18 protein-coding genes and 2 pseudogenes are annotated in these 25,247 nt (G+C 62.3%); 6 read left to right on the forward strand and 14 right to left on the reverse strand.

All coding sequences use genetic code 11. The features are described from left to right. Positions 1-35 precede the first annotated feature (35 nt). The 5 genes from MBENS4_RS02935 to MBENS4_RS02955 all read right to left on the reverse strand — a co-directional run bounded on the left by MBENS4_RS02935 (position 36) and on the right by MBENS4_RS02955 (position 4,157). A complete protein-coding gene (locus MBENS4_RS02935) occupies positions 36-410 on the reverse strand; it encodes a hypothetical protein (protein WP_039388636.1) in 375 nt (124 codons plus the stop codon). A gap of 123 nt (positions 411-533) precedes the next feature. After that, positions 534-1,487, reverse strand: a complete 954-nt coding sequence (dmeF, locus tag MBENS4_RS02940; RefSeq protein ID WP_039388637.1) for a CDF family Co(II)/Ni(II) efflux transporter DmeF — start codon at positions 1,485-1,487, stop codon at positions 534-536. 130 nt (positions 1,488-1,617) lie between these two features. Beyond that, positions 1,618-2,556: a DUF2493 domain-containing protein gene (locus tag MBENS4_RS02945; protein ID WP_039388639.1), complete on the reverse strand. Its 939-nt coding sequence runs from the start codon at positions 2,554-2,556 to the stop codon at positions 1,618-1,620. Between the two features lie 219 nt (positions 2,557-2,775). Next, entirely contained in the window at positions 2,776-3,216 is a 441-nt protein-coding gene (locus tag MBENS4_RS02950) for a hypothetical protein (protein ID WP_039388642.1), read from the reverse strand. 11 nt (positions 3,217-3,227) lie between these two features. Continuing rightward, positions 3,228-4,157: an ArdC family protein gene (locus MBENS4_RS02955; RefSeq protein ID WP_039388645.1), complete on the reverse strand. Its 930-nt coding sequence runs from the start codon at positions 4,155-4,157 to the stop codon at positions 3,228-3,230. Between the two features lie 666 nt (positions 4,158-4,823). On the opposite strand from MBENS4_RS02955, the gene MBENS4_RS02960 reads away from it, so the two are divergent. From MBENS4_RS02960 to MBENS4_RS02970, 3 genes are read left to right on the forward strand one after another with little or no spacing between them, the layout of a single operon-like run. After that, entirely contained in the window at positions 4,824-5,489 is a 666-nt protein-coding gene (locus MBENS4_RS02960) for a sigma-70 family RNA polymerase sigma factor (RefSeq protein ID WP_039388647.1), read from the forward strand. Beyond that, positions 5,489-6,103: a helix-turn-helix domain-containing protein gene (locus MBENS4_RS02965; protein WP_039388649.1), complete on the forward strand. Its 615-nt coding sequence runs from the start codon at positions 5,489-5,491 to the stop codon at positions 6,101-6,103. Before MBENS4_RS02960 ends, MBENS4_RS02965 begins: the two co-directional genes overlap by 1 nt. Further along, positions 6,103-9,438, forward strand: a complete 3,336-nt coding sequence (locus MBENS4_RS02970; protein WP_039388652.1) for a UvrD-helicase domain-containing protein — start codon at positions 6,103-6,105, stop codon at positions 9,436-9,438. Before MBENS4_RS02965 ends, MBENS4_RS02970 begins: the two co-directional genes overlap by 1 nt. 492 nt (positions 9,439-9,930) lie before the next feature. Here the strand turns inward: MBENS4_RS02970 and MBENS4_RS02980 are convergent, their stop codons facing one another. The 9 genes and pseudogenes from MBENS4_RS02980 to MBENS4_RS24555 all read right to left on the reverse strand — a co-directional run bounded on the left by MBENS4_RS02980 (position 9,931) and on the right by MBENS4_RS24555 (position 23,588). Continuing rightward, on the reverse strand, positions 9,931-11,307 hold the full coding sequence (locus MBENS4_RS02980) for a hypothetical protein (RefSeq protein ID WP_052321968.1): 1,377 nt from the start codon (positions 11,305-11,307) through the stop codon (positions 9,931-9,933). Further along, on the reverse strand, positions 11,304-11,834 hold the full coding sequence (locus tag MBENS4_RS02985) for a Mov34/MPN/PAD-1 family protein (RefSeq protein WP_052321969.1): 531 nt from the start codon (positions 11,832-11,834) through the stop codon (positions 11,304-11,306). The genes MBENS4_RS02980 and MBENS4_RS02985 overlap by 4 nt, the downstream gene beginning before the upstream one ends. Further along, a complete protein-coding gene (locus tag MBENS4_RS02990) occupies positions 11,788-12,273 on the reverse strand; it encodes a DUF7665 family protein (RefSeq protein WP_039388657.1) in 486 nt (161 codons plus the stop codon). Before MBENS4_RS02990 ends, MBENS4_RS02985 begins: the two co-directional genes overlap by 47 nt. A gap of 1 nt (position 12,274) precedes the next feature. Then, positions 12,275-12,763: a hypothetical protein gene (locus MBENS4_RS02995; protein ID WP_039388659.1), complete on the reverse strand. Its 489-nt coding sequence runs from the start codon at positions 12,761-12,763 to the stop codon at positions 12,275-12,277. 282 nt (positions 12,764-13,045) lie between these two features. After that, positions 13,046-13,996, reverse strand: a complete 951-nt coding sequence (locus tag MBENS4_RS03000) for a hypothetical protein (protein WP_039388662.1) — start codon at positions 13,994-13,996, stop codon at positions 13,046-13,048. A gap of 163 nt (positions 13,997-14,159) precedes the next feature. Further along, a complete protein-coding gene (locus MBENS4_RS23855; protein WP_052321970.1) occupies positions 14,160-15,947 on the reverse strand; it encodes a recombinase family protein in 1,788 nt (595 codons plus the stop codon). A 305-nt stretch (positions 15,948-16,252) separates the two neighbouring features. Continuing rightward, a complete protein-coding gene (locus MBENS4_RS03010) occupies positions 16,253-18,247 on the reverse strand; it encodes a ParB/RepB/Spo0J family partition protein (RefSeq protein ID WP_039388665.1) in 1,995 nt (664 codons plus the stop codon). Positions 18,248-18,351: 104 nt separating this feature from the next. After that, positions 18,352-22,598: pseudogene (locus MBENS4_RS03015) on the reverse strand (strawberry notch-like NTP hydrolase domain-containing protein). Between the two features lie 75 nt (positions 22,599-22,673). Continuing rightward, positions 22,674-23,588: a DUF7146 domain-containing protein gene (locus MBENS4_RS24555; protein WP_144400835.1), complete on the reverse strand. Its 915-nt coding sequence runs from the start codon at positions 23,586-23,588 to the stop codon at positions 22,674-22,676. A 138-nt stretch (positions 23,589-23,726) separates the two neighbouring features. Between MBENS4_RS24555 and MBENS4_RS03025 the strand changes: the two are divergent. The 3 genes and pseudogenes from MBENS4_RS03025 to MBENS4_RS03035 all read left to right on the forward strand — a co-directional run bounded on the left by MBENS4_RS03025 (position 23,727) and on the right by MBENS4_RS03035 (position 25,111). Then, positions 23,727-24,310: pseudogene (locus MBENS4_RS03025) on the forward strand (lytic transglycosylase domain-containing protein). Positions 24,311-24,374: 64 nt separating this feature from the next. Further along, on the forward strand, positions 24,375-24,926 hold the full coding sequence (locus MBENS4_RS26335; protein WP_242404756.1) for a thermonuclease family protein: 552 nt from the start codon (positions 24,375-24,377) through the stop codon (positions 24,924-24,926). Further along, positions 24,917-25,111: a DUF6961 family protein gene (locus MBENS4_RS03035; RefSeq protein ID WP_052321971.1), complete on the forward strand. Its 195-nt coding sequence runs from the start codon at positions 24,917-24,919 to the stop codon at positions 25,109-25,111. The genes MBENS4_RS26335 and MBENS4_RS03035 overlap by 10 nt, the downstream gene beginning before the upstream one ends. The last annotated feature ends 136 nt before the right edge of the window (positions 25,112-25,247 follow it).

Genomic DNA, 25,247 nt, shown 5'->3' on the forward strand with positions numbered 1-25,247 from the left:
GAATTGCGCTGCGGCATGCAGCGCGGTGACGGTCGTCAGGCGCGAGGGGGGCGCTTCAGTCGGTCGGCAATTTCGGAAGCGAGCGCTTCGGCGGGAGGCGCATCGGGAACCACGACCAAGTGAGGGACCGAATTCTTCTGCACGGTGCCGGCAAAGCTCGCCCCGTGATGGCAATGGCCGTGTCCACACACGCCGTGTTGCTCGGCCGGCGCATCCGGATCGCCCGGCACTTCGTCGGCGGCTGCGGATGACGCAGACACGCTATCGAGCGAAGCCAGAACGGGCGTGCTTCCGGGCGCCACTTCGGCACCGCAAGCAGCAGCATCCGCCGCCGTCACGAACACCATCGCGACCAGCATGAGCAGGACGACGAAGGGGTGCAGGACAAGGCGACGATAGCTTGTAGTCATGGATTCCAACGGCTCCTAGCAAACCGCATCAAGATTGCAAGTTCCGTAACACGATGAAGTATAAGTCTTTTGTTACAGTATAACAGTCCTCGAATACTGTTTCGGTCTTTTAGAACGGCGCGATCAGGCCGCGCGAAGCTCGGGATGCGGATGCTCGCAGTGATGAACTTCGATCGTGACGTGCACATATTCTGCATGCTCTGAAAGTCGGCTGGCATAATTGTCGGGCGCGAGCGGATCATCGGCGATGAGCGAGGCGATGACTGCATACTTGCCGGGACCGATCCGCCAGATGTGCAGATCGCCGATCGCGGCGTCCCGGTCCTCGAGCGCCTCGCGCACCTCTGTGTACCGTTGAGAGGCCGCTTCGGCGTCCACAAGCACTGCAGCAGTATCGCGCAGCAGTGACCATGACCAGCGCCCGATCACGAATGCACCCACCAGCCCCATTGCCGCGTCCATCCAAGCCCAGCCGAGATACATGCCGGCGAGAAGGGCCACGATAGCCAGGACCGAAGTCAGGGCATCGGCAAGCACGTGGAAATAGGCGGAGCGCAGATTGTTATCGGCATGCGCATGGTCGTGGTGATGATGATGGTCGTGATCATGCCCATGGTGATGATCGGCACCAAGCAGCCAGGCACTCGCGAGGTTCACCACAAGGCCGAGCACGGCGATCCAGATCGCCTCGGTATAGGCAATCGTGAGCGGACTGACGAACCTTTGGGCCGATTCAACCGCGATTCCGATTGCGAAGATGGCGAGGGCAAGCGCGCTCGCGAAGCCGGCGAGGTCGCCCACCTTGCCGGTACCGAATGTGAAACGCTGGTTGTTCGCATGGCGCCTGGCAAACCAGTAGGCGAAGGCCGCGACGCCCAAGGCACCTGCATGGGTCGCCATGTGGATACCATCGGCGAGAAGCGCCATCGATCCGGTCCACAGGCCAGCGACGATTTCGACCACCATCATCGCGGCGGTCAAGGCAACGACATAACGCGTGCGCCGCTCATGGGCGTCGTGCGAGGCGCTCAGGAAGTTGTGATCATGGGCGAGCGGATTGGAGTCGACGTGGTGCATGCGGGGCTGATAACCCGAGATGCCTTCCCAAGAAATCCCCTCTCCAACCGAAAAGGCAATCGATGACAATTGTCTGAGATGGTCGCCGCAGCCAACCGATGGTAGACATGCTGCAGCGACCAACAGACTGTTATCCCTTAGTCTTGGATCGGGACGTGACGGTCCTGCGATCGACCACGGTGATCCGGCGCGTCTTGGCGTCGATCACTAGCCGTTCAGTCACGCCATTGCCCGGAAAGGCGACAACGTAACGCGGATTGAGGGAAAGCATCTGCTCGTTGCGCTTGAAGCCGGCGCGGGCACCGAGACGACGATCTAGCGAGTAAGTCAGCTGCTGGACCTCGCGGCGCTCGGCCCAGCTCGCTGCCAAGCGATCGGCACCCTTGCCGTCGCCGCCATGGACCAGGAAGAGATCGGGAACCACATCGCGCACCTTGTCCAGCGTCGCCCAGATATTGTCGGCATAAACGCGCGCGTCCTCGGCGCTCTCGAAGGTCTGACGACCACCAGCAAAGACGACCGGAGTTCCTTCCGGGATCAGGGCTTGACGCCGGCTCTCGGCGCGTGCGCGGAGGAAGTCGCGGGCATCGATGACGGCAGAGGTGAGATTGCGTGAATGGCTCGCGCGCGAGCCGGAAACAGGCTTCCACGAGGAACCGGTCTCGTCGCGATAGAGTGCTGCCGCAGTCTCGCGCATCTGCTCGAACGCCAGCATACTGGCTTCGGCGGCCTGTGCACGTTCGACCTGCTCGTCCAGATTGCTTGAGTGCACTTCGGAGCCATCGGCTGATGCGAGCAGGACCCGGATCTCGTCGCTCGCCCGGTCAAGCTGAGCTGACTTGCGGCTGGCTGCGCGGTGGAAAAGGTTGACCATACCCCAGGCAATGTCCTCGGCATCAGCTTCCAGGGCCGTGTCGGAAAACATCGCGAAGAGGTCGGACCATACGGCATTAAGCGTCTGCTCGATCGCGTCCTCGCAGGGAAAATCGGTTTCGTTGAAGGGAGCTGGCCTGATGCTGAGGCCTGAGAGGTCGAGGCCGCTCAACTGGTCGATGAAGCTGTCGTACATGCGTTGTCTCCTGATCGCGGGGACAAGGAGAGGAGGCACCATTGCCTCGACCCTGTCCGCCGGAGCCCGATCAGGGCCGGGAGAAGGGGCGAGACGCACCGCGCAGCGGGAAACCTGCGGCCCTAGGCTGGCGCGGGCAACACGGGCCGACGGGCCGCAGGTTGCGGCGCGCCCCGACCGGCCCAAGGGCCTCTCCCGGCGGACTGGGATGAGGCAGGATCAGAACCCGGTGTCGCTGGTGGATCGGGAGCGCTCGAAGATCGCTTCGCCATTCGAGAACCGCCCGACCAGGCGCAACTCACCGAACAGGTCGATGAACCTACCCGAGACCTGGCCAAGCCAGTGCCGTGCTCTCGCCGTTCGTGGGTTGTAGAAATCCGCCTCCCAGTATTGGGCATCGTCGCGTTCGGCGAGCCAGATCGCGGCGAGCCCGCACCAGGTCGATATGCCGCAATCAGCGAAGGCATTGCGCAGGAGGATACGATCTTCGCGGCCGCGCCATCCATCGAAGCGCTCGAAGGAAGGAAAGGTCGCCTTCGCGGTATCGACGATCTCGTCGACTAGGCACTCGTAGGCCCAGTCGACATCTTCGTCTTCGCCGTCATCAAGCAGGCGAAAGGCAACCAGGGAGCCAGTTGGATAGCTGACGGAACGTCCCATCTCACCGCTCTTCAGGCTGCATCGGCGAGATCGACATCGGTCTCGCCTTCGCTTGATTGGTATCCGCCCAGTCCGAGCAGCAGGCTGGCCGCTTCCTCGGCCTTGGCCGCGGCGGTGAGGATCGCGCGCTCGTCCGATTTGAGGATCTTGAGCCAGGACGCGATGTAGCTGGCGTGATGGTCGAGGTGGGTGACTGGAAGACCCAGTTCGGCCCCAAGAATTGCTGAGGACAGTTCTGCGATCAGTTCTTCGGCAGCATAGGCGTCGCTGCCGAAGCGGTTCTTGAGATCGCGGTCGAGCCGCGAAGAATGACCCGTCCAGTGCGACAACTCGTGTGCGAGCGTCGCATAGTAGTGGTCGTAGGCTTCGAACAACTCGGCTGGCGGCATGGTGACCCGGTCGCGCAGCGGCTCGTAATAAGCCTGGGCACCATGATGGCGCAGGTCTGCGCCGATATGGGCAAAGAAGGCATCAAGCCGGTCTTCGCGTCCCTCGGGCTCAAGCGCGGCAATGAGTGGCTTAGGATGATAGCACTCGGGGAGGCCGTCGCACTGATCCGCATTGAACACGGCATAAGCCTTGAGGACGCGCCGGTTCTCGGTGTCAGCGTCTCCTTCGGCGTTCTCGACCTCCTTGGTGTAGCTCTTGTAGAAAATCGCGATGGTCGATTTCTCGCCCTTGCGGACCTGGCCGCCGAGTGCTTGGCACTGGCGATAGGTCATCCAGTATGGCGAGGCGTAGCCACAGCCGTCGGCGACCATCCACAACCAAAAGGTGTTCATGCCGCGATAGGGCGTTCCGCAGGACCGCAAGGGCCGCGAAACCGGCACACCCCGCCACGGTTTGGCCCATGGCTTGGTGCCTTGCTCGAGCTTCTCAATGATGGCAGCGGTGATGCGCTCAGCTGGCGAAACTGAAGCAGTGCGACGGGATTTGGTCATGGGACGTCTCCTGATCAACGGGACGGACATGCCCCGGTTCAGGAAAAGCAGAGCTCCCTCTTCTCTCTTTAAATGAAGACGGCTATTCGCCCCAATCTCAGTCAATCCGGTTGAAACGGCAATTGCCCGAAAGCCGTCCTTCGTTTGCATGGTCCAATGGTCCGAATTTACTGAATGCTGCGCCTCCGCTTTTGAGCGTTAATCGGCGCAAGCGAACCTTCATTCATCGAGCGAGTATTGCGATTAGACGCTTGCCAATCGTGGACATGGCATCGCGCCGAGCATGGCATGATGCTCGTCGTCCATCCGCGCAGAGGCGCCGAAGTAAAGGCCCCGTCGAAGTACTCATCACGCCCTATTGTTCGACGACCAGCTGGATAGCCAGCGACATCGCCGAATGGCTCGCGAGCTCGCCCAAACGTGCGGCCTGAACCGAAGAAGCTACCAATCCGGATGATTATCCCGTCGCGTCTTTTCGCATTAGCTTGAAGATGTTGGAAAGTTGCGCGAACTTCCCTGCCAGCGCCAACGAGTTGTATAGAGGCGGGTGTTGTTTGACGTCACGTTCGGGGAGGCGCCGCCGCGCACGACTGTAATTTTTTTTCCCGGATTTTTCGCGTTAGGATTCGCTTTCAACTCTGAGGCACGGATTTGAAGGAGATTCTCATGAGTGACGCTGGCGATGAGCCCCCGCTGCCGGACGACCACTGCACGTGGCGACGGATCGTCGAGCAGGGTCAACTGGCCCGGTTCCCCGAAGGGGTCATCGTAGGTGCGATACGTGCCAACTACCGCCGCGCCGGCATCGAACAAGAGTTTGTCCGCGAGATGATAGTCTTCATCTCCGACAGAATGCTGTCGATCCTGCGCGGCGAGGTCTCGACGAAGGCCTTTCCGGACGGCGGGCGCGAGGTCGTCGAAGCAGTGCACGACGCGATGCTCAAGGCTTTGCTGTCGCCGTCGGCGGCGGATGGCGAAGGCCTGCGCAAGTGGTTCAGGTCAACGCTGCGCAACCGCGCAATCGACCATGTGCGCAAAGAGATCAAGAAGATGAAGCGTATGCCCGAAATGGTCGACGACCCGGGCGGCATGGTGGATCCGCGGACCGAGAACTTCTCGGAGGCAGAACAGGCCGCCGACGTGCAGCGAATCCTGGACTGCCTCCGCGGCAAGGGCGTGCGCGACGTGTTCGAACTCCACATGCGGGGTTACCGTTGCAGCAGCATTAAGGGCGAGTCGATTTCGAGCATCCTCGACATCGATCCGGGCACCGCCGCGAAGAGGCTGGCGTCCGCCAAGCAACAGTTAAAGAAGATGATCGGAAAATCGTGATGGAAAATAAGCAGCGAGAAAGAGATGAAGTGCTGATCGCGTTCCACGAGAAGTGCGACGTCCCGACGCGAGCCGACGTTGAGCGCTGGACCGAGGCGCACCCGGACTTCGCCCAAGACATCCGCGAGCACGCAGCCGTCCGGCTAGCGATGGTCGCGGACATGGTAGAGCAGTCCGCGCAGCTAGATGACGACATGATCGCGCGTGGCCGTAGCCGGGTGCAGGCGGCCATGTTCGAGGCAGAGGCCCGGGACCGTGTCGTCGCTCCGACCGCCTCATCGGGCCCGACGCTCAACGCTATGCTCAAGGCGGCGGGTCTGACCCAACCGGACCTCGCCCGTAGGCTGCCGATAAAGCGGGTCGTGGTGGCCGACCTGTTCGCTGGTCGAATGCGTGACGTGCCACCGCGCTTCTCGACTGCGATCTCGCGGGAGCTCGGCGTGTCGGTGGAGGCATTCAATGTCGCCCATTCCCACGCCGCCCGAACTCCGGCACTTGGCGGCCGCGCCAAGTCCGTCGGACAACCGGTGGCGAACCAGCGGAGCTTCGAGGAGATCATACGGTCGTCCGGCATGAGCGATGAAGAGATCGCCTACTGGTTGGCCGACGCCTGATGGACGCGTGGAGCGACATCCGGCTCGCCGCGCGCGACTGCCGCACCGCCGCTCTTGTCAAGGCGGGTGCTGCTCCGACCGCCCGTGAGCTCGTCGACGCGATGGCCGAGCTGGAGGATCTGGAAATCGTCGAGTTTGATCCGGGCACGCGGGCCGGTGAGAACGTCCTAGGCTTCTTCGAGCGCAGTCCCGGCATCATTCATGTCGCGCGAGGTCAGGCGAAGGAGGACGAGGTCGTCGTCATCGCGCACGAGCTCGGACACTTCCGGCTCCACTCTGATCCCCAGAGCGACGTCACCGACGTATCGATGAGACTTTCGGGCGAGCCTGTGGAAAGTGGTGGAGCTCGCGTCGACGGCTACTCCTCGCGCGAGCGCAAGGAGGTTCAGGCCGACGTCTTCGCAGGCGAGTTCCTCTGTCCTTCGGACTGGCTGAGGGACGAGCTCCTCGCCGGCGCCCGGCCTCCGGCGATCGCGGCCCGGCTGGGCTTACCGCGCAACCTTGTTCTACAGCAGGCTATCCGCGCCCTTTTGCTTCCGCCCCTGGTCAGCCCCGAAGTTGAGGAGGGCGAGAAGGTAGCCTACGACCTAGACCCCGATCAGCAGGCGGCTGTGGATTGGACTGACGGGCCGCTCTTGGTACATGCCGGTCCCGGGACGGGCAAGACGCGCACCCTTGTCGAACGCGTCACGCGCATCTTAAAGGAGGATGAGGCTTCCTCGATCCTCGCTCTAACGTTCTCCAACAAGGCGGCGGAGGAAATGCGCGAGCGCATGTCGGCAGTTGACGCCGACGCCGCGATCGAGATGTGGGTCGGGACGTTCCACAAGTTCGGGCTTGAGCTGGTGACCTGCTACCCAGGGCGCATCGGCCGGACCGAGAATGTCAAGATCTTTGATCCGACGGCCAGCCTCGCATTGCTAGAAGCCAACCTTGGACAGCTTCCGCTGCGCCACTACCAAAACCTGTTCGAGCCAGCGCTCGAACTGGCGTTTGTGGTGAGCGCGATTTCGAGGGCGAAGGACGAACTGATCGGCCCGAAGGAATACCTTGCGGCCGCCAAGGCAGACCTCGCGGCTGCCGGCACCGACGAGGCTGCGCGTGTGGTCGCCGAGAAGGCGGTCGAGGTTGGCGAAGTCTACGCTGTCTACGAACGCCTACTTGAGGAGCAGGACGCAGTCGACTTCGGCGACCTGATTCTGTACGCGGTCAGCCTTCTCAAGGATGCAGAGGTTCGGATGGAGGTGCTCGGGCGCTACCGTCACCTGCTGATCGACGAATACCAAGACGTGAATTTCGCCAGCTCGGCACTCTTGCGCGCATTCGCCGACGACTGTCGTGACATCTGGGTCGTCGCGGACCATCGCCAGTCGATCTACCGGTTCCGGGGCGCGGAGCCGTCCAACGTTGAGCGCTTCACGACTGAGTTTGATGGGACTCGCCTCAGCCTCGGGATCAACTACCGCTCGGGAACGCCGGTCGTTAGGGCGTTCGCCGCCTTCACCGGGGGAATGGCGGGTGGCAAAGCGGCGCAGTGGCAGGCGAACCGCGGCGCAGTCGGCGAGGTAACACTCGAGGTCTGCGCGACTGTCGAGAACGAGGCGTGCGCGATCCGGGACCGCATCGAGCAGTTGAGGGCCGCGGGCGTCCCATACCGAGACCAAGCGATCTTAGCGCGCAGCCATCTGACGCTTGGCCGCCTGACGGCGTTGCTCGAGAGGCTGAATGTGCCCCTTCTATATCTCGGCGACTTATTCGAGCGCTCCGAAATCCGCGACTTGCTGTCTTTGATCGCGCTCGACGCCGAGTTCGGCGGGCTGGGACTTGTGCGGGTCGCGCAGCTTCCCCCATATAATGCTACCGAGAAGGACGCGCTCGCCGTGATCGCCTGGGCCGCGGCCTCGAAGCTGCCGATAATCCAGGCGTTGCCCTTGGTCGCCGCGATCGAAGGGTTGTCAGACACGGGACGCAGCGGGCTCGCAAAATTGGGCGCGGAGCTTTCGTTCGTCGGGCCCGGCACCTCGCCCTGGTCGATGCTAACCGGCTGGCTGTTCGAGACTGGCGGATACCTCGATCCCCTCGTGCGGAGTTCAGACCCGGCGGACCGTCAGAAGCTGATCGCGATCTATCATCTTCTCAAGGTGTGCGGCGAGCACGATGCTATTGGCGACAAGAGCCGAAAGCGCCTTCTGGCGCGCATCCGCCGCATCGAGCTACTGAACCAGGACAGTGTCTACCGAGCGATCTCAGCTGAGGCGACAGACATCGATGCCGTCCGCGTGCTCACGATCCATGGCAGCAAGGGTTTAGAGTTCCCTGCGGTCCACCTGCCCGCCCTGGCGACGAGGTATATGCCCGCGAGTCGCAAAGGTTCCAGGACGCCTGCCTTGGCGAAATTCCCGCAGTTGAACATGGCGAAGGATGACCATGACGCCGAGGAGGAATGCCTGTTTTTCGTCGGCTTGTCGCGCGCCCGTGACCATCTGTCTCTAACGCGAGCGGTGAGATACACCACGCAAAACGCGTCCGCATCGAAGTTCCTAGACTCAATTTCGGCGATCCCGGCTAAGACCCGCACGGTTCCTTCCATCGTGCCACCGGCCCCCGCCCGCGCGCCCGTGATCGTCGAAAAGAGGACTAGCTATTCCGCCAGCGAGCTTGAGACCTACATCCGCTGTCCCGCGAGATACCGCTACGAACAGTTGATGGGTCTGCGCGGCGGCGCGGACGGCGCCGCGTTCCTCGATTTCCACCGCTGCGTGCGCCGAACGCTCGAATGGATAGAGGATCGTCGCACCGACGGCGTCGCGACCAGCGTGGCCGAGGCGTTGGCGCATCTAGATGCGGTCTGGGCCGAACGTGGGCCCGTGGGCCACGGGTTCGAGGCCTACTACCGGCAGGCAGCGAACCGCATGATTACCAACGGGGCAGCGTTCATCGCCGCTGAGCAAGGCGCACAGATTGACGGTGAACTCGCGGTTACAATAGCCGGTCGAACTGTCACGATGGTGCCAGACCGCCTCATTGACGCGGGCGACATGGTGCGTGTGCAGCGCATCCGGACCGGCCGGCAGTCAAAGGGCGAGGGAGAAAAGCCGATCTACGGCGCGCTACGCTTGGCGGCGCAGCGACGTTTTCCGGGCAGGACGATATCCGTTGGAGCCTATTATCCCAGCAACGGCGAGACCCGAGAGTTTCCAGCCGGTAAGGAAGACAAGGCGGTGAAGGCGTTCGAGAGGGCAATCATCGGCATCGAGGCCGGCGAGTTCCCCGCCAAGCCAGACGATAACCGCTTCTGCCCGAACTGTCAGTGCTACTTCATCTGCGGCGTGTAGGACTCCCGACATTGCGGCGAAGATCGAGAGCACCGTCGTCCCGCCATACCGTCCCGCGATGGTGCAAGGCGCGCTTGGCGCGATCGACGGTTTCAAGGAAAATGGCTTAACCTCGCTCGTCGGCTGCCTGCGCGTCGTGACTACCTTCCCGCGTACGGCGATCAATTCCATGACGAACTGGTCGCGATGGTCGGTTGGCAACTTCGGAACTGACATGCGCCTCAGCCTGTCGCAGACGAGGAATTATCGACCGTGCGGGGTCACGACGCGTTGCGCCTTCCGCGCCGTCACCTAACCCGTCGAATCACCAGTTTCCGCCGAAGCACATCGAACAAATTTCCTTGCGCCGCTCGAAGCCGTTCGAGCCAGCGTGTTCGCCTGTTGTTGGCTCGGTGTCGAGGCGGTCGATCAACGCGCGTACGTCGTCGAAGCCGCATGTCCACCGAGATTAGACGATGCTCCGGTCCTTAGGAGTCCCGTGGTCCGAGTCGGTCAGGTCACCTCCGCCGGACCGGCGTCGCCAACATCGATATGGCCGTGGGCATAAGGATCGAAACTGCCGTTGAACACGACCGTGTCCTCGAGCGTCAGGAGCGAACCCGACACCACCTCCATTGCACCGCCGCCATGCAGCCGCCGCAGTAATTCGCCGATGGCAAGGATTGCTGCGGTCAGGCCGACGAAGGGTACGCCGATCGTGCGAGACGCGATCTGGGCACGGCCGCAACCGTCTATCCCCTTTTCCTTCATCGCTTGGTAGGCTGGCATGGCGGAGACGTCAGGTGCGGTCGCCGCCAGCGCGGCTCCCCAGATCGCGCCCGCGCGCTTGGGGCCGGGGAAGCAATGAAGCGAGAAGTTGCGGAACCCCTGAGTCCCGCCACCGAGACCGGCTTCCACCACAAGATCAAAGCCAGCGTCCTCCAGCGCCGCGCGGGCGACCGCGTTGTCAACGCCGCACAGGGCAACGCCCGGTTCGAGGTAGTGGCGCCGGATCCATGCGCCGAACCGCCGCTCCTCGTGCCGCACCTCGAACCCGCGGCGCTCTAGCCATTCACCTACCCACCGTGTCTTCATAGCGGTCGGCTGGTCGGGGATCGCGAGCAGCGAAGTGCTGTCGTTGGACTCCGCCATCCTGTCGAAGTCCTGCAGCAACAGCGCCGCCTTCGCCCCGTCGGGATAGGGTAGCGCGGCCAGACACCAGGCGAAGGCTTGGCCGAGGTTCCCGAGGCCGATCAGCCAGAGCTTGGTTGGGAGGTGACTGAGCGCCGGCTCGGTCGGATCAGGATCGGTCCAAGGCGCGCCCGGGTTCCAAATCGACAGCCCCGACGCGCGCCGGCCCGCCATCTCGTGGTCGCCGGCGTGCCAGGCGAAGACCTCGCCAACACAGGCGGCGGCCGCCATGGCCGGCGCGAGCGGGATCGCGTCGTGCGCGGGGGCTGCGGGCCAGGCTGCAGGCACGACGCCGCCGCGCCAGCCCGCCCACTGCAGACGCCAGGCCGGTGCGGGTCCGGTCGGCGGCGCGGCGAAGCCGATGATCGCGCTTGGCCAGTCGTCGCGCGCGCAACTGACGCAGTTGCCGCCGAGCGCAGCGACCGCGGCACTAAGGGTCGTCTCGGTTGAGAGGGGCGTCACGACGCGTTGGTCGCTGACGCCCTCGACCTCGATGCCGCCAAGCATCGTGCGCCGTGCCGCGTTAACCAGGGTAAGCAGCGCGGTCTGGCCGTTCACAGTCGTAGCTATTGCCGCGTCGACGGTGATCGTCATGCCGAAGCGCGAGAGCATGTCGACCGCGTCCTCGGCGGTCGCCGCCCTTCCGCTGTCCATGAAATATTTCGCCGTTCGGTGCAGGCGGTCGGGATCGGTCGTCATAGGAAGTTGCTCCAGAAGTCGTTGTGGAGGAACCGGATCGCGGATCCGCCGGAATGGTCAATCCAGGTATGGTCGCCGCGGTATTCGTACACACCGAGCGTCGCGGTCGCAGGGCGGCCCATAGCGAAGTTCGGCACGATGATCGCGATGTGGCCTTCGCGCGCGACCATTGGGTTGGTGCGGTCGGCCTCGCTTTGGAACGCGCTGCCCGGATGAGTGTGTACATCGCCGACGACGGTGAGACCCCGCGCGCGGCACATCGACCACAGCGCGGCGAACGCAGAGGCGTGGAGGATGCAGACGCCGGATTTATAGGCCTCCGGGTCGAGTTCGTCGTAGAAGACAGCGTCCTGCACCTCGCGCAGATCGCCGGTGCGGGTGCCGAGGAGAAACGCGCCCGCCTCGTGGCGTCGCTCGCCGCGGCGGTCGAGTTCGGCCAGAAGTGCAATCCAGCGTTCAGGTCTGAAGCGGATGCCGCGGTTACGCCGCGACAGCGCCCGTGTAATCGTCCTGATTGAGAAGGTCATGAACTTGCTCCAAGTAGCAGATGATGCCGCGGGCGGGTTGCCACAGGCGATTGGGGTGCTGGTTCACCCATACTTCGTGCCCGTTCATCGAGATGCGGTCGCACGGGAGGTAGAGGCACGTCCCGCCCTGCCACTCGGGCCGGAAGACCGAAGGCAGAATCAGTTTGCCGCGCGGCCACAGGTGCGCCGAGAGCGGCGCGTCGGTCGCAAGGTCCCAAGGCTGCGCGGTGACGGCGACCTGAGGATAGCCGCTGCATTCGAACCGCAGCCCGAACTCGGTCGGAGAGTTTGGGCGCGGCGCGGCCGAAACGGCGATAACGACGTAGGGCCAGGCTTGGGAGACAAGGCGCCACCGCCCGTCGAATTGGCCGCACCGAAACTCCGGTGCGGCCAGGTCGCGAGCGAGCAGCGTCTGGCTGGGGCTGACGGGCGCGTTCATATTAGCCCTCGACGCGGATGTCGGGGACCAAGTCGAAGCACAGCTCGCAGTGGCCGCGCTTGACCAGCTTGTGCAGCGGCGTGTCGGTCGGCGGGCGGTCAGTGCCGCCACAGATCTGCAAAACGTGCTCGGCGGCGTCGCGCTCGGCCAGCTTGAAGTGCTCGACCGCCCACGCCTTAACGCGGCGCACGCGGACGCCGGGGGCGAAGCGGTGGCGCTTGGTCTGCTCGAGGTAATGGATGGTAACGTCGATCTTCCGGCAGCGGGCGAGGTGCAGCTTGGCACCGTGCTTGGTGTGCTCCGGTCGCTTGTGGCCCTGCCACTCGATCGGCTCCTCGTCCTCGTCGTGGAAGAGGACGAACTCCTCATCGATCTTGACGCCCGCCGCCTCGACAGCGGCGTGCACGATCTCGATCGAAGCGTTCTCGGGGAGGTCGACCTCGATGAGGTGGTCGTGGCCCTGGACGGCGATGAAAACGGTATGGGACATTGGACTTGGCTCCTGATCAGGCGGCGAACCAGCCGCCCTCACAAGCCCAAGCGAAGTGACTCCCCGAAAAATGGGAAAAAATCTTCAGTCCGGGTCTGAAATGCTTTGCGCGCAGGTGTCAGCCGTCTCTGATTCCCATGGCGATCGCAATCGCAGGGCGCCTCAAAACCCGACTGGTTTGTGACCTTAAATCCTTCGTCCATCTTCACCAATGTCAACGGCCCTGCGCCTATTCTCAGGTTATGCCGTCTCGAACGGTGCCGTTCGATGTCCGCCGCACCGTTAAACCTTTCTGCCAAAGAACACCTGACGAGCTTGATCCTCGTGCAAGTCGAACTTGGCGATGTGATACTGGGAAGGTGGAGCGGCATCCGAGGTCATTTTAAACGGCAGTTCGTCGATGCAGATCTCTGAAACCAAGGCAGAAAAATCTTTGTCATAGCAGTCCGCTAGCACCTTCAGATTAGTCGACGGGAAGCTCTTTTTGAATTCCTTGTTAAATGGTGGCTGGAAGTGCCGGATCAGCGACGCCTCGTAGAGGGTCACACGCTCAGCGTCTGATGTCCCGAACAATTTGTCTAGGCCAGCAGCGATGCGGGCGCTTCCGTCTTTAGTGTTCTCGGCCCAAGGGTTCATGAGGGAGATCATGCGATTGCCCGGCTCGATCTCTAACATGAGAAGCGTGAGCCGTTGATCAGCCGGCACGCCCCTGACTGAAATCCGCTGCAAGGTCTCGTGCTTGAGCAGCCGGTCCAAGGCGTTGCGAGACCCGTCTTTGCCATATGCCTGCCCGATATAGAGGACCTCGAAGCGGATTGCGTCTTGCTCGGCGTTCAGCCGTTGGGCCATCTCTTCGTCAGAAGGCGCCCAGTAGCCATCATCTTTTTTGATGAACCAACCTCGTTCAGTCTCCACCATCTCGACGCCTTCTGGCATCGGCCAAGCGAGTTCATGACGTTTGCCGCCGACGAACATACCGATGATAAGCCTTCCATTCTCGAGGCATTGATCGACAGTCTCTATCTTCGGCATGGTGCCAATGATGTAGATATGGCATTTCGCGAGCTCCGACTTGTACGCCGCCACGATCTCCTTCTCGTAAATCCCGAACGCGGGCATGAGCACGAAGCTGGTCGCGTACATATTGAGAGCGTGCTCGATATCGAAGCGCTTCCCGACAAAGATCTCCGCGGGATCGCGCTTCGATTCTGCTTTGGGGTGATTTTCAGTCATATGCGGGTTCTACTTCGTACTGCCGAAGTGAAGCAACTAACGCGGCATTCTTGAGCTCTGCTCAGCCAACAGCGAATGGTTCTAGCGGTTCCGCCGTATTCCTGAATGAAGTTCCGCTTCGCATATCGCGTCTGCCTAAAGCTGTCAGTACGCTGCCGGCCCCCTACTCTGATGCGCTCGGCCACATCCCGCGATCGAACAGATTACGACGATCGATTGCGCGCTCGGGTGCTGGAAACCCATAGAGCTTGCGCTGGACCGCCCAATCGGTTGGCACGTTGGAATTCAGCAACACTTTCCTGTTGAGGCCGGATGGCTGCGTCCCATCGAAAACCGCGGTTACGATGTCTGGAGCCAGATAGTTCAGTCGGATCAAACGTGCGAACTGCGCTGTGCGGCAGCCGTGAATCTTCGCAAGCGCATATAGGTCGAGCTCCCGGTTCTCTTCCACGAGGCGTTGTGCTTTGCGCGCGCTTCGAATGAGATCGACAAGTTTCTTGTCTGGCTTGCCTTTACAGGATGCCTCGCGTGGATTGATGTGCAGGGATGGCCAACGCTCGGCAGTTACCGCTCTTACCGCGACTACATGGTCGTAGCGCGCATCGCTGCAAGACCAGTTCGATGGACGCCCGCGGAAGCTCATATCGCTCTTCCACTCGAGATAGCGACGTACCTCGAGCATACGAAACTCGATTGAGACCTGGTCCTCGCCAAGCTCCACACGATGCGCGATTGCCCTGAAAAGCTCATGCAGATTCGGCTTCGCGGTCGCCATCAGCCGGTCGGAAGCTGCCGGCCCTTTCTCGGCCAATGTTTCCAGGTTTTCGCCGAACAGACCCAGCCCTTTGAGCGCCTTTCTTAGCTTGATCCGATCGCATAAGAATTCTGCGACTGCTGCCAGAACTACCGTATCGAGCTCGTCGGCGCTTGAACGATACTGCCGAAGAAACAGCTTCCGCGACCAGATGGCGTTGCTCGAAACATAGGTCTTGTAGAACTTGCCCCAATGCCATTTCAGGTCGAGCCGCATATGGCGTCCAAGATCGTCCCAAAGCAGGCCTGCGAGAAAGTGGTCGGTATCTCGATTGTTCGGCCTACGCTTCTTGCGCTCGTTACAAATCGCTTGCGCCTCCTCCCAGATTTCGCGCGATATGAGTGCCTCATGCTCTCCTGTATAAGTACGATCGTGTCCTCTAATTTCACCGATATACATGGGATTCTGAACGATACCGTAGACGGTACTGGGTGATATCGGCGTTCCCCCGCGCGGCTTGCCCCGCGGCGAATACTTGACCGAGCTGCAAAGACCCCGTTCGCGAACGGCCGTCATGACGCGAGTGTATCGCCGTGTCCGCAGAAACTCGTCGAAGATAAACCGGACAATCTCAGCTTCTGGCTCATCGACCTTCAACCCCTCGGGTGTGGCAACATAGCCGAACGGCGGCAAACCACCGTGCATTTTCCCGTGCCGCTTGCGCGTGCGGATGCTGTCGCGCACCCTTTCCGCGATAAGCTCGCGTTCGAACTGGGAGAAGGTAAGCAGCACATTGAGGATCATCCGGCCCATACTGTCGGAAGTATCGAAGGCCTGTGAGATGAAGACCAGAGCGATGTTACGGCGGTCGAAGATCTCGATCATCCGAACGAAATCGGCGAGGCTACGGGTCAGCCGGTCGATTTTGTACACCACGACAACGTCGATCTCTCCCGCTTCGATATCCTGCATGAGCTGCGAGAGCGCAGGGCGATCCATTCCGCTTCCCGAATGGCCGCCATCGTCGTATCGATTAGGCAGCTCGACCCAACCCTTGTACTGCTGACTCTTGACATAAGCGCTACTGATTTCGCGCTGTGTAACTAGCGAATTGACATCATGTTCGAGGCGCTGGTTAGTGCTCTTGCGGGTGTAAATTGCGCACCGTTTCAACGGTGCGATAGCTTCGATATCCATGGGCAAACTCCGAAATTTCTTCGAAACATCGCCCCGTTGCGCTCGGCGGAGAAGGTCTAAGCGCCGGATGTGGAGAATTATGCGGCTATATGAAGAGCAAGGGCATCTCGCGCCTGACCGCTCCCCTTGGAGCGATCAGCCATCGACCTTCAGCCTAAGTCGATTGCCAGCATTGCTAGGTCTGCTCTTGTCTTTTTGCCCATACGCGGACTGTTAGTTTTCTGCCGAGTATCTGGCATGGAAAAGGCGGCCCGTCCCGTTTGGGACGGACCGCCTGCCGAGTGACCTGGACCTGTCAGGAGGGGTCAGGCAGCCTGCTCGGCAATCTCGTCTGTCGCGTCGTCGCTGATCCGTTCGTCGGCTTCGTCATCTGCGGACGCAGCTTCCTCCAGATTGACGGGGGCGTCAGCATCTGTGAACCGCATGATCGGCGGAACCCAGGCCTGCGCCCGTTCCTTGACCTCGGGCTCGCCAATGAAGTTGCCCGAGAAGATGCGCTCGGCTGCACTCGCAAGCTCGGCCTTCTTCGAGGCAGCGTAGCGACTGACCAGTTCGGGACCGCCGGCGGCATCGAGCGCTTCGAGCGTGCGGGCCTTTGCCACGCGGTCGAAGTAGTTAGCCGCCGTGGGACGCCACCAATGCGCAGTCTCGATTTCGAGCAGCGAGCCGAGTGCCTCCTGCAGTGGCACCGAACGCTCGCCTTCGCAGGCAAGACTCGCGACAAGCGTGCGCGAGACAACATGGCCGAGCCAGGCCGAGCGCGCCTCGTCGGAAAGCGCCCGGAACCTCGCAAACCGTTCCACGTCGCTTTCTCCAGCTCGCCAGCTTTCATCGAGCGACCCGGCAAACTCGGCCAGGGCAGCGCTCGCCGGTGCATCCTTGGCCTCGAACCCGGTGACAGGCCCGGACGCGACCGGGCCAACAAGCGTCGACGCCTTCTTCGCGCGCCAGTCATGCCCATCGGCATCGGCGAGCGTGAAGACCATGAGGTCGAGGGCAAGCGCCGGATCGTTGGCGAGATGGATCGCGAGGATATCGCGGCGTTGCATTGCAAGCTCGTCGAGAAGACGCTGCGACAGCGCGCTCCCCTTGGTCTTCACCGCTCTGCTTTCCTCGACTGCCTCGAGCACGCCTTCGTCGTCGGTGATGACCTCGGTCTCGGTATAGAACTGCGGGACGAGTGACGGCTCGCCATTGCGCGAGAGGACGAGGAATGCACCAGCCTCGGACTTCAGTTCGTCGGCGAGTACCGGCGGCCGGTCATTGAGCGCGCGCATGGCGCGGTCGATCACCACGAGTTCCTGTTCGGCCTTGGCGACCTCGTCCTCGTCGCTGTCTTCGTCTTCGAGCACGGCGGCGACGCGATCGTAGTCGGCCTCGAGCTCGCCAAGTTCCTTCGCTTCCTGTTCGGTCATCGGCGCAGGCTCGCATGGCAGACGGCCGAGACCTTCGACGAGGTCATGGCTGACGTAGTTGCCAAGCGTCGGGCGCACCCAGGCAAGGCCATATTCGAGCGCGGCCTTTTCTGCTGCCTCTTCCATGGCCTTGTGCGCGAGGTCCTCAAGCAGCGCGACATCGATCCAGCTCTCGCTGGCATCATCGTCGAAAAGTTCGCGCTCGATCCGGCCGCCTGCAGCGAGGTAGGCATCGCGTCCGACGAGGACAGCGCGTGGATCGGAACCGCGCACTGTGGCATCGAGCACCATACGGCGGATCGTGTCGGGCGTGATCTGGTACCAGGCGTCCTGCAGCTCGGCATAGACATGCGCCTGGCGCTCCACGTCGGAGATCGCGCCGTAGGCCTTGGCCATGTCGAGCGTGATCGTGCCTTCGGCGAGCGCTTCGAAGACGCAGGGTGCCAGACTTGCCAGGCGCAGACGCCCTTCGACGAACCGGACAGTGAGGCCGAAGCGGCGAGCCACGTCTTCCGTGGTAGCTCCTGCTTCGATGATGGAGGCGAAGGCCTGCGCCTCGTCGGCCGGGTTCATCGCGAGGCGCTGGAAGTTCTCGGCAAGACTGGCTTCGCGCACTTCGCTTTCCCCGCCTTCGATGACGAGGCAGGTGACCTCGTGGTTTTCGGGCAAGGTGCCCTCTTCGGCCAGCGCCTGCAGCGCGGCGAGACGGCGACCGCCGGCCTCTACCTCGAACTTGCCGCGCTTTCCTTTGCGCACGACGAGGTTCTGCAGCAGGCCGCGCGCCGCAATGTCTGCCCGCAGCTGGAGGTCGGCCAGCACGTCGCTCGACTTGCGAACGTTGCGCGGGCTCGGGACGAGCTTCTTCAAGGGAATCGACTGGATCATGGGTGTTCTCCTGATGGAATGGAGGCGCAGGTGAGGATCACGAGGCCCACAAGCCCAAAGGGCTCCCTCCACTCTCATTCTGAGATTGGGGTCTGCCCGAGGGATCAGGCGGCAAGCGCGGGGAGGACCGACGAGGCTTCGGAGACTGGCACGAACAGCCGCGTGCGGTAACGGATGATCTCGGTGAAGCACCCCTTGCCCTTGTACCAGTCGAGGCGATCCGGCGAGAATCCGGTCAGTTCAAGGCGCTGTTCGCCGCCGACCAGCGAGCGCTTCACCGTGAGTGGATCGTGGCTGGAAAGGCTTAGCGGTTTGCCTCTGGCGAGAACGAGGTCGCCGATCTGCTCTGCAGCTGGCCCGGTAACTCCGGAGAGGCCAAAGGTCTCGGCGATCGCAGCGAGATCGATCTCGAGCACTTCTCGGCCGATGATCGACTGACCGTCCTCGGCAACGAGCCGGGTAACCCGGACATGATCGCCGGGGAGGCGCTTCCAGACCGGAAGCAGCAGCCCGGTGGCGAGATGGACGCGCTCCGTCACCGGTGAAGCAGCGGTCTCCTCTTCCTCGGCCCGCCAGGCCCCCGTGAACGCGGTGACGCCAATTTCTTCCCAGTGGCTCTCAGCGAGTGCCTCAAGCGTCCAGTTGGCGGACTTGAGCGGGCGCAGCAGGCGCTGACGTTCGATCACGGCGCCGTCATCGGCGATGAGGCGCCGGGCAGGAACCGACAGCGCGACCTTGCCCGAGCGCGCATTGCACATCGGGATCGCGTGCGTGCTTCCGATCTCGTGCATCCGCACCAGGCGCTGCAAGCGTAGAGGCCGAAGGTGCCTCGACACCTCGAGCGAGACGAGGCGGGTTTCTGCTCCGGTCACGGGGTCTGTGCGGAGGAGTTCGTCGGCAAGGACCTCGAAACGATCAACCCTGACGGTTTCCAGTCCCTGGTCGAGCGTCCCGGCTTCACGCGCGGCTTCGATCCGCGCTTCGACGAGGCCAAGGTATTCGTCGAATATGGCGTTCTGGAGCGCGATTGGCAGCGCGAGAATGCGATTGAGCCAGCGCTGGATCGTGGGGAGATTGTCGGTCAGTCCGCCATCGGGGTTTTCGAGCCGGAGGCCGGTGCGCTCGACGAAGTTGCCAAAGGTGGTGGCTTCGAGCTTGCCGTCATAGAGTAGCTGGAACCAGCGGCTGAGCGCGTCGCGCGCATAGTCGCTTTCAAGATTGTCTGCCGGGTCGAACAGGTTCTGTCCGCCGGTCTGTCGCTGGCCGCGCGTCAGCGCGCCCAATGCATCGAGCCTGCGCGCAATGGTCGAGATGAAGCGGCGTTCGCCCTTCACGTCGGTGGTTACCGGCCGAAATAGCGGGGCCGAGGCCTGGTTGGTGCGGTTGGTGCGACCGAGCCCCTGGATCGCATTGTCGGCGCGCCAGCCCGGCTCGAGCAGAAAATGAACCCGGCGCTGCTGGTTTCGACAGCCAAGGTCGGCATGGTAGGAGCGCCCCTCCCGCCCGCATCCGAGAAGACCAGGATGCGCTTGGTCCCTTCCATGAAGCTTTGCGCTTCGGCGACATTAGCACTGGGGCTTCGCCGTTCGAGGCGCTGCTGACGATCGCGGCCCAGGACTAGCCTGCGGGTCCGGCCCGTGACTTCGGCCACGGCCTCGGTCCCGAAATGCTCGATAATCGCATCGAGCGCAGTGGCGATAGGCGGCAGTGCGCAAAGCTGTTCGATCAGCGCATCGCGCGCGGCAATCGCGCGCGGGCAGAAGACGGGATTGCCCTCGTCGTCGCTCATCGCCTCGGAACGAAGATTGCCGTCCTCGTCGGCGAAGACCTGCATCAGGCGGACCGGAAAACTCTTGGTGAGGTAGTCGATCACGTATTCACGCGGGGACAGATCGATATCGAGCGCTTCGCGATCTTCAACGCTAAGGTCGGCAAGGCGCCGGTCGAGCATAGCCTCGGCGGTCGAGACCAGCTGCACGACAACCGAATGCTCTTCGCCAAGCGCCGCGTCCATCGCGGGGATCAGGCTCGGCAGTTTCATCGAAAGCAGGAGCTGGGCAAAGAAGCGCTGCTTGGTTCCTTCGAAGATCGAAAGCGCCGCCGCCTTGGCGTTGCGGTTGAGCGTGTCGCCGCTGTCCTCGTCGACCACGCGGGTTGCTTCGAGCGCGGCTTCGAGGTTGCGGTGAATGATTGCCCAGGCATCGGCATAGGCGTCGTAGATCCGCACCTGTGCTTCGGTCAGGCTGTGTTCGAGGATCTCGTACTCAACCCCGGCGAAGGACAGCGCACGAGCGAGATAGAGGCCCTGAGCCTTTAGGTCGCGGGCGACGAGCTCCATCGCCGCCACACCGCCAGCGCGGATTTCGGTCATGAACGCCTCGTGGGTCGGGAATGCGGTCTCGGGTCCCCACAGGCCGAGCCGGGAGGTGTAACCGAGGTTGGCGATATCCGAGGCGCCGGTGGCAGACGCGTAGAGCACGCGGGCGCGCGGGAGACGGTTCTGCAGCCTGAGGCCCGCCATCCCCTGTTCGGAGCCCTTGACCTTGCCGCGGGTTGAAGAACCCCCGAGCGCATTAGCCATGGCATGGGCTTCGTCGAAAGCAATCACGCCGTCGTAATCCTCGCCCGCCCAGGCCAGGATCTGGTCAAGCCGCGTATCCTCGGCACGCCCCGATCGCAGCGTCGGATAGGTGACGAAGAGAATGCCTTCGGACATCGTTACAGGGTGGCCAAGTTTCCAGCGCGAGAGCGGCTGGAGATCGAGCGGCAGCCCGCCAAGCGCTTCCCAGTCGCGGCGTGCATCTTCGAGCAGTGCTTCGTTTTTGGTGATCCAGATATGACGTCGCTCGCCTGCGAGCCAGCGATCCATGATGACCGCGGCGATCTGCCGTCCTTTGCCCGCTCCGGTTCCGTCGCCAAGGAAGAAGCCCTGGCGGTATTCGTGACCATCTTTGGACAGTTCCAGCGCGGTGCCTTCCTGGCTGACCTTGAACTGGCCCGGTAGGTCGCGCGCGAATGCCTGGGCAGCGTAGACCAGTGTCTCGCACTGCGCTTCGGACAGAAGGCCGTCGGCCTGCCAATTTGCGGGGAGATGCGGGCTAACGTTCGGCTGCGGTGCCGCGACCGAACCCATGGCGACCGATTCCACGAGCGGGGTAGGATGAACCGGCGCGTCTTCGAACGCGATGCGGCTGGGGCGGTAAGGCAGGTAGATGCCTGCCTGTTCAGGCACCGGCGCGGGGTCGGCGAGAACAGAATAGGCAAGATCGATCGCATGCGCCCTGGCTGCTGGTGTCGCAGCGAACGGCGCCACCGGCCGGACCGACGCGCGATGTGTTGAGGTCTTGCCAACGAGGCAGACTGGCTTCCCGATTGGCAGGCGATGGATGTTGGTGGAGGTCTCTACGCGTGGCGGAAGCGCGTTGAGCAGCTCGTGGAGCGCGATCAGATCGCAAGTATCTCCGGTGATCGCTGACGAGGGCGCAGTCGACACCTTGTCGATCACGACCAGGCGAACGGCAATCCCCGTCCCTGTCCGGCGAAACATCTGCTGCAGCCGCACATCGAGGAGCAGCGACGCTTCGCCCTGTGCCTCGGAGAAAGTGGAAGCATCGAATCCTTCGGGCATGATGGCGACAATCCTCGCTTCAGCAGCAGCGGCCCGGATCGCGCTGCGCAGGTGGCGCTGCGCCGTCTCGCCGTCCTTGCCGCGTTCCTGGCTGCGGGCGAATGGTGGGTTCATCAAAACGACCGACGGAACAGGACCGCGGAGCAGGTCGGCGATCAGTTCCCCGTCATGCGCAGTGATCGTGACTGCGGGGAAGATCTGGCCGAGGGCGTCTCGTCTTCCCGGATCGATCTCATTGAGGACCAATGAAGCCTTCTGGATGTTGCCCCATAGGGCAAGGGCACCATTGCCTGCGGACGGTTCGAGAAGCGTGTCTTGCGCAGAGACAGCTGCGGCCTTCGCCATCAGCCAGGCCAGCATTGGCGGCGTCGAGAACTGCTGGAGCTCGACCTGTGATTCGCTGCGTACATGCCTGGGCGGCAAGGCTGCTTCGAGCCAGTCGAACCGCGCGTCGGCTTCGTGCACGCTTGTTGCCAGATCGATGCATGAGGACTCCCGAAGCCAGAGCAGTGCGCCGATCTCGACCGCGTTGTTGTAGTCGTCGATGGTCCAGGCGCTTCCCCAGTCCAGGGCGCTGGTCTTGTCGGCGAACAGCCCGGAGATATCGGTACGGGTAAGATGGCGTCCCGAAGCGAGTAGTTCGGCAACTCGGGTGCCGATAGCGTAGGCCAAAGGCATTGACGGCAACTGCTCGCCGGCGGGAAACAGGTCTGATTGAAACATGGCAATTCGTCCTCCTGATGAAGGCATCGGGACACGCCCTCTGCCGGTTCAGGAATTCGAGAAGCCCTCTCTCCTCTACCGCGCCGCTTTGCGTCGCAGCCATGCTGTAAGTTCATCGTTCCAGTCGGTGTCGCGTGAGGATGGTTTGCGAACGTGGATCGTCCGCCCTTCGCGGGCATAAGCGGCCAGGCCACGCGACGCGGCCAGCTCGCCGCCAGCATCGTGATCGACGAAGAGGTGAAGCTCGGTCACGCTCGCAGGCACGCTGACGAGACCGAAGCGCTCATTGCCCAGGGTCGCCCAGACGGGAGTGCCGGTGAGAGCATAGGCCGACATCGCGCTCTCGACCCCCTCGGCAAGGCCAAGCTTGCCGGAAACTGGAGCGAAGAGACGAACAGCAGCTTTACCGAGCGCGCCGAGCGCGCGTTTCGGCTTTTCGAAAGCGGCCTTGCCTGAAGCCTCGCTCGACAGAAACGTGCGGTGGATGGCGATCGGGCCCTCGTCGAGGCTGACTGCCGCGATCATGGCGGGCAGAAAGCGGGCCCGTCCTTTCGGGCCAAGCGGCGTTCGTGGATGGAAGCGGAGCGCCGGAGATGCGGCGAGGATGCCGCGGCTTTCAAGATATGCCTTTGCCGGACTGGCACGCAGTGGCTGTGCATCGCGCCAGATCCTCAGCGCTACCGCCGAGGGTTTGCGGGTGCTGGTCGATTCGGGTTCGTTGGTGGTCGCAGAACCTGAAAAAAGCGCCGGTGCCTCGAAGCCTTCACGCGCCAGAGCAGCCAGCACGCTCTGCTGATCGCATCCCGCGAAACAGTGGAAGAGGATGGCCTGTCGGCCGAGCGACACACCGAGTGACGGCGTGCGGTCATCATGCGCGGGGCAACAGGCCATGCCCTTTGTGCCGGACCATTTGCCCCCTCGCGATTCGCAAATGCGACGGGCGGTCTCGGCAAGCGACCGGTTGGGATGAGTTTGGACAGACAGGGACATGCGAGCTCCTCAGCATGCAAAGTGGCCCCCTCAACAGCGCTCCTCTCCTCTCCCAAAGGCAGGCCTTCGCGGCTTTCCTACAGGCACATGTTCTTTTTATGTTCTCTTTCGATTCGAATCAATGGAGCACAAGTCGAGATGAACTGCCTCAATTGTCTGCCCGCGCTAGCGGTCGCCTGTCTGGGGATGATCGCGACCTCCTCACAGCAAGTTCGCGCCCAGGATTTCACCTTGTTCGAGCACGCGATCGTTCCGCCGAAGACGGACCAGCAGCCGGCAAGGGAATATCTTCCTGCAATCTACCAGGCCGAGCCGGCAAACGTGTCCTACCGGGAAGGCTTGTATATGGCGGCGATAGCGAGGCTGAACGCCGTTACGGGCTTCCGACCAACCTGCTTCGTGCTCTTATCTGGGCTGAGTCCCGCTTCAATCCGATGGCTGTGAGTCCAGCCGGTGCTGCCGGGCTGGCTCAGCTTATGCCGGCCACGGCGCGAGAACTGGGCGTCCGGAACCGTCATGACCCTCTTGCTTCGATCGACGGTGGCGCCCGGTACCTTCGCGATATGTTGGACCGGTTCGACGCAGTCCACCTGGCCTTGGCTGCTTACAATGCTGGCCCAGGTGCCGTCTCCCGATCACGCGGCATTCCCAACAATGGTGAAACGCCGCAATATGTCCGGTCTGTGTTGGGACGTTGGCAGGCAATTGGTACGTACAATTGACGAAACTACCTGATTTCCGGCTATTGTCTGAAATCATGTGCCGGAATGAAGACGGACAACGCCAGTGAATGAGACCCCCGGTGAGCCGTTCGACTTTCGCAAGGCGTTGAAGGCACAAAAGCGCCGGAAGCTGAGAAAGGAGATCGCGTTGGGTATGGGAGCATTCGCGATCGTATTTGCTGGAGGGCTGCTGGCACTCAACTGGCCAGTCCATGATGCCAGCCTTGCTAACGACGATCAGCAGCCTCAGGCTTTATTCCAGCAAGCAAGCTCCCCACAATTCGACATCTGCGGATCCATCCGGCGCACATGCGTCGTGGATGGAGATACCTTCTGGCTTGATGGCGTGAAGATCCGGATTGCCGACATCGACACTCCCGAGATCAGCGAGCCCCGTTGCGACTATGAATACCAGCTCGGCATGCGCGCGACGCGCCGCCTTGTCGAATTGCTGAATGGCGGGCCCTTTGAACTGAGGACCATCGGTAGCAGAGACGAGGATCAGTACGGTCGCAAATTGCGGGTTGTAACGCGCGGCGGCCGCTCGCTTGGCGATCAGCTGGTCAGCAAAGGCCTGGCGCGAACCTGGACCGGGAGACGTGAACCATGGTGCTGAACCGCGATCAGGAATTGTGGGCCGTAGCGCTCTGGGTCGAAAAGAACCATGGCGAAGAGGGAACCGCGTATATCGCGCAGCAAATCCAGCGGCTATCCAACGAAGGGGACGAGGCTGGCATAGCAACGTGGAAGACTGTTGCTGAACGGTTCGATCAGCTTAGCTGTAAAAGCTCTACGAACTGAGGCTCGGCACGATGCGGAATTGGCTTAAAGTCTGGGGCATCAGAATTGAGTTCGCCTTGCTCGCGTCAGTTTCCCTGATAGGGCTAGTCCTGAGCCTTCGGTCCTGCATTGGCTGAGAAAAAATTCCTTCTTCCGA

Source organism: Novosphingobium sp. MBES04, from assembly GCF_000813185.1.
GTDB classification, from domain to species: Bacteria; Pseudomonadota; Alphaproteobacteria; order Sphingomonadales; family Sphingomonadaceae; genus Novosphingobium; species Novosphingobium decolorationis.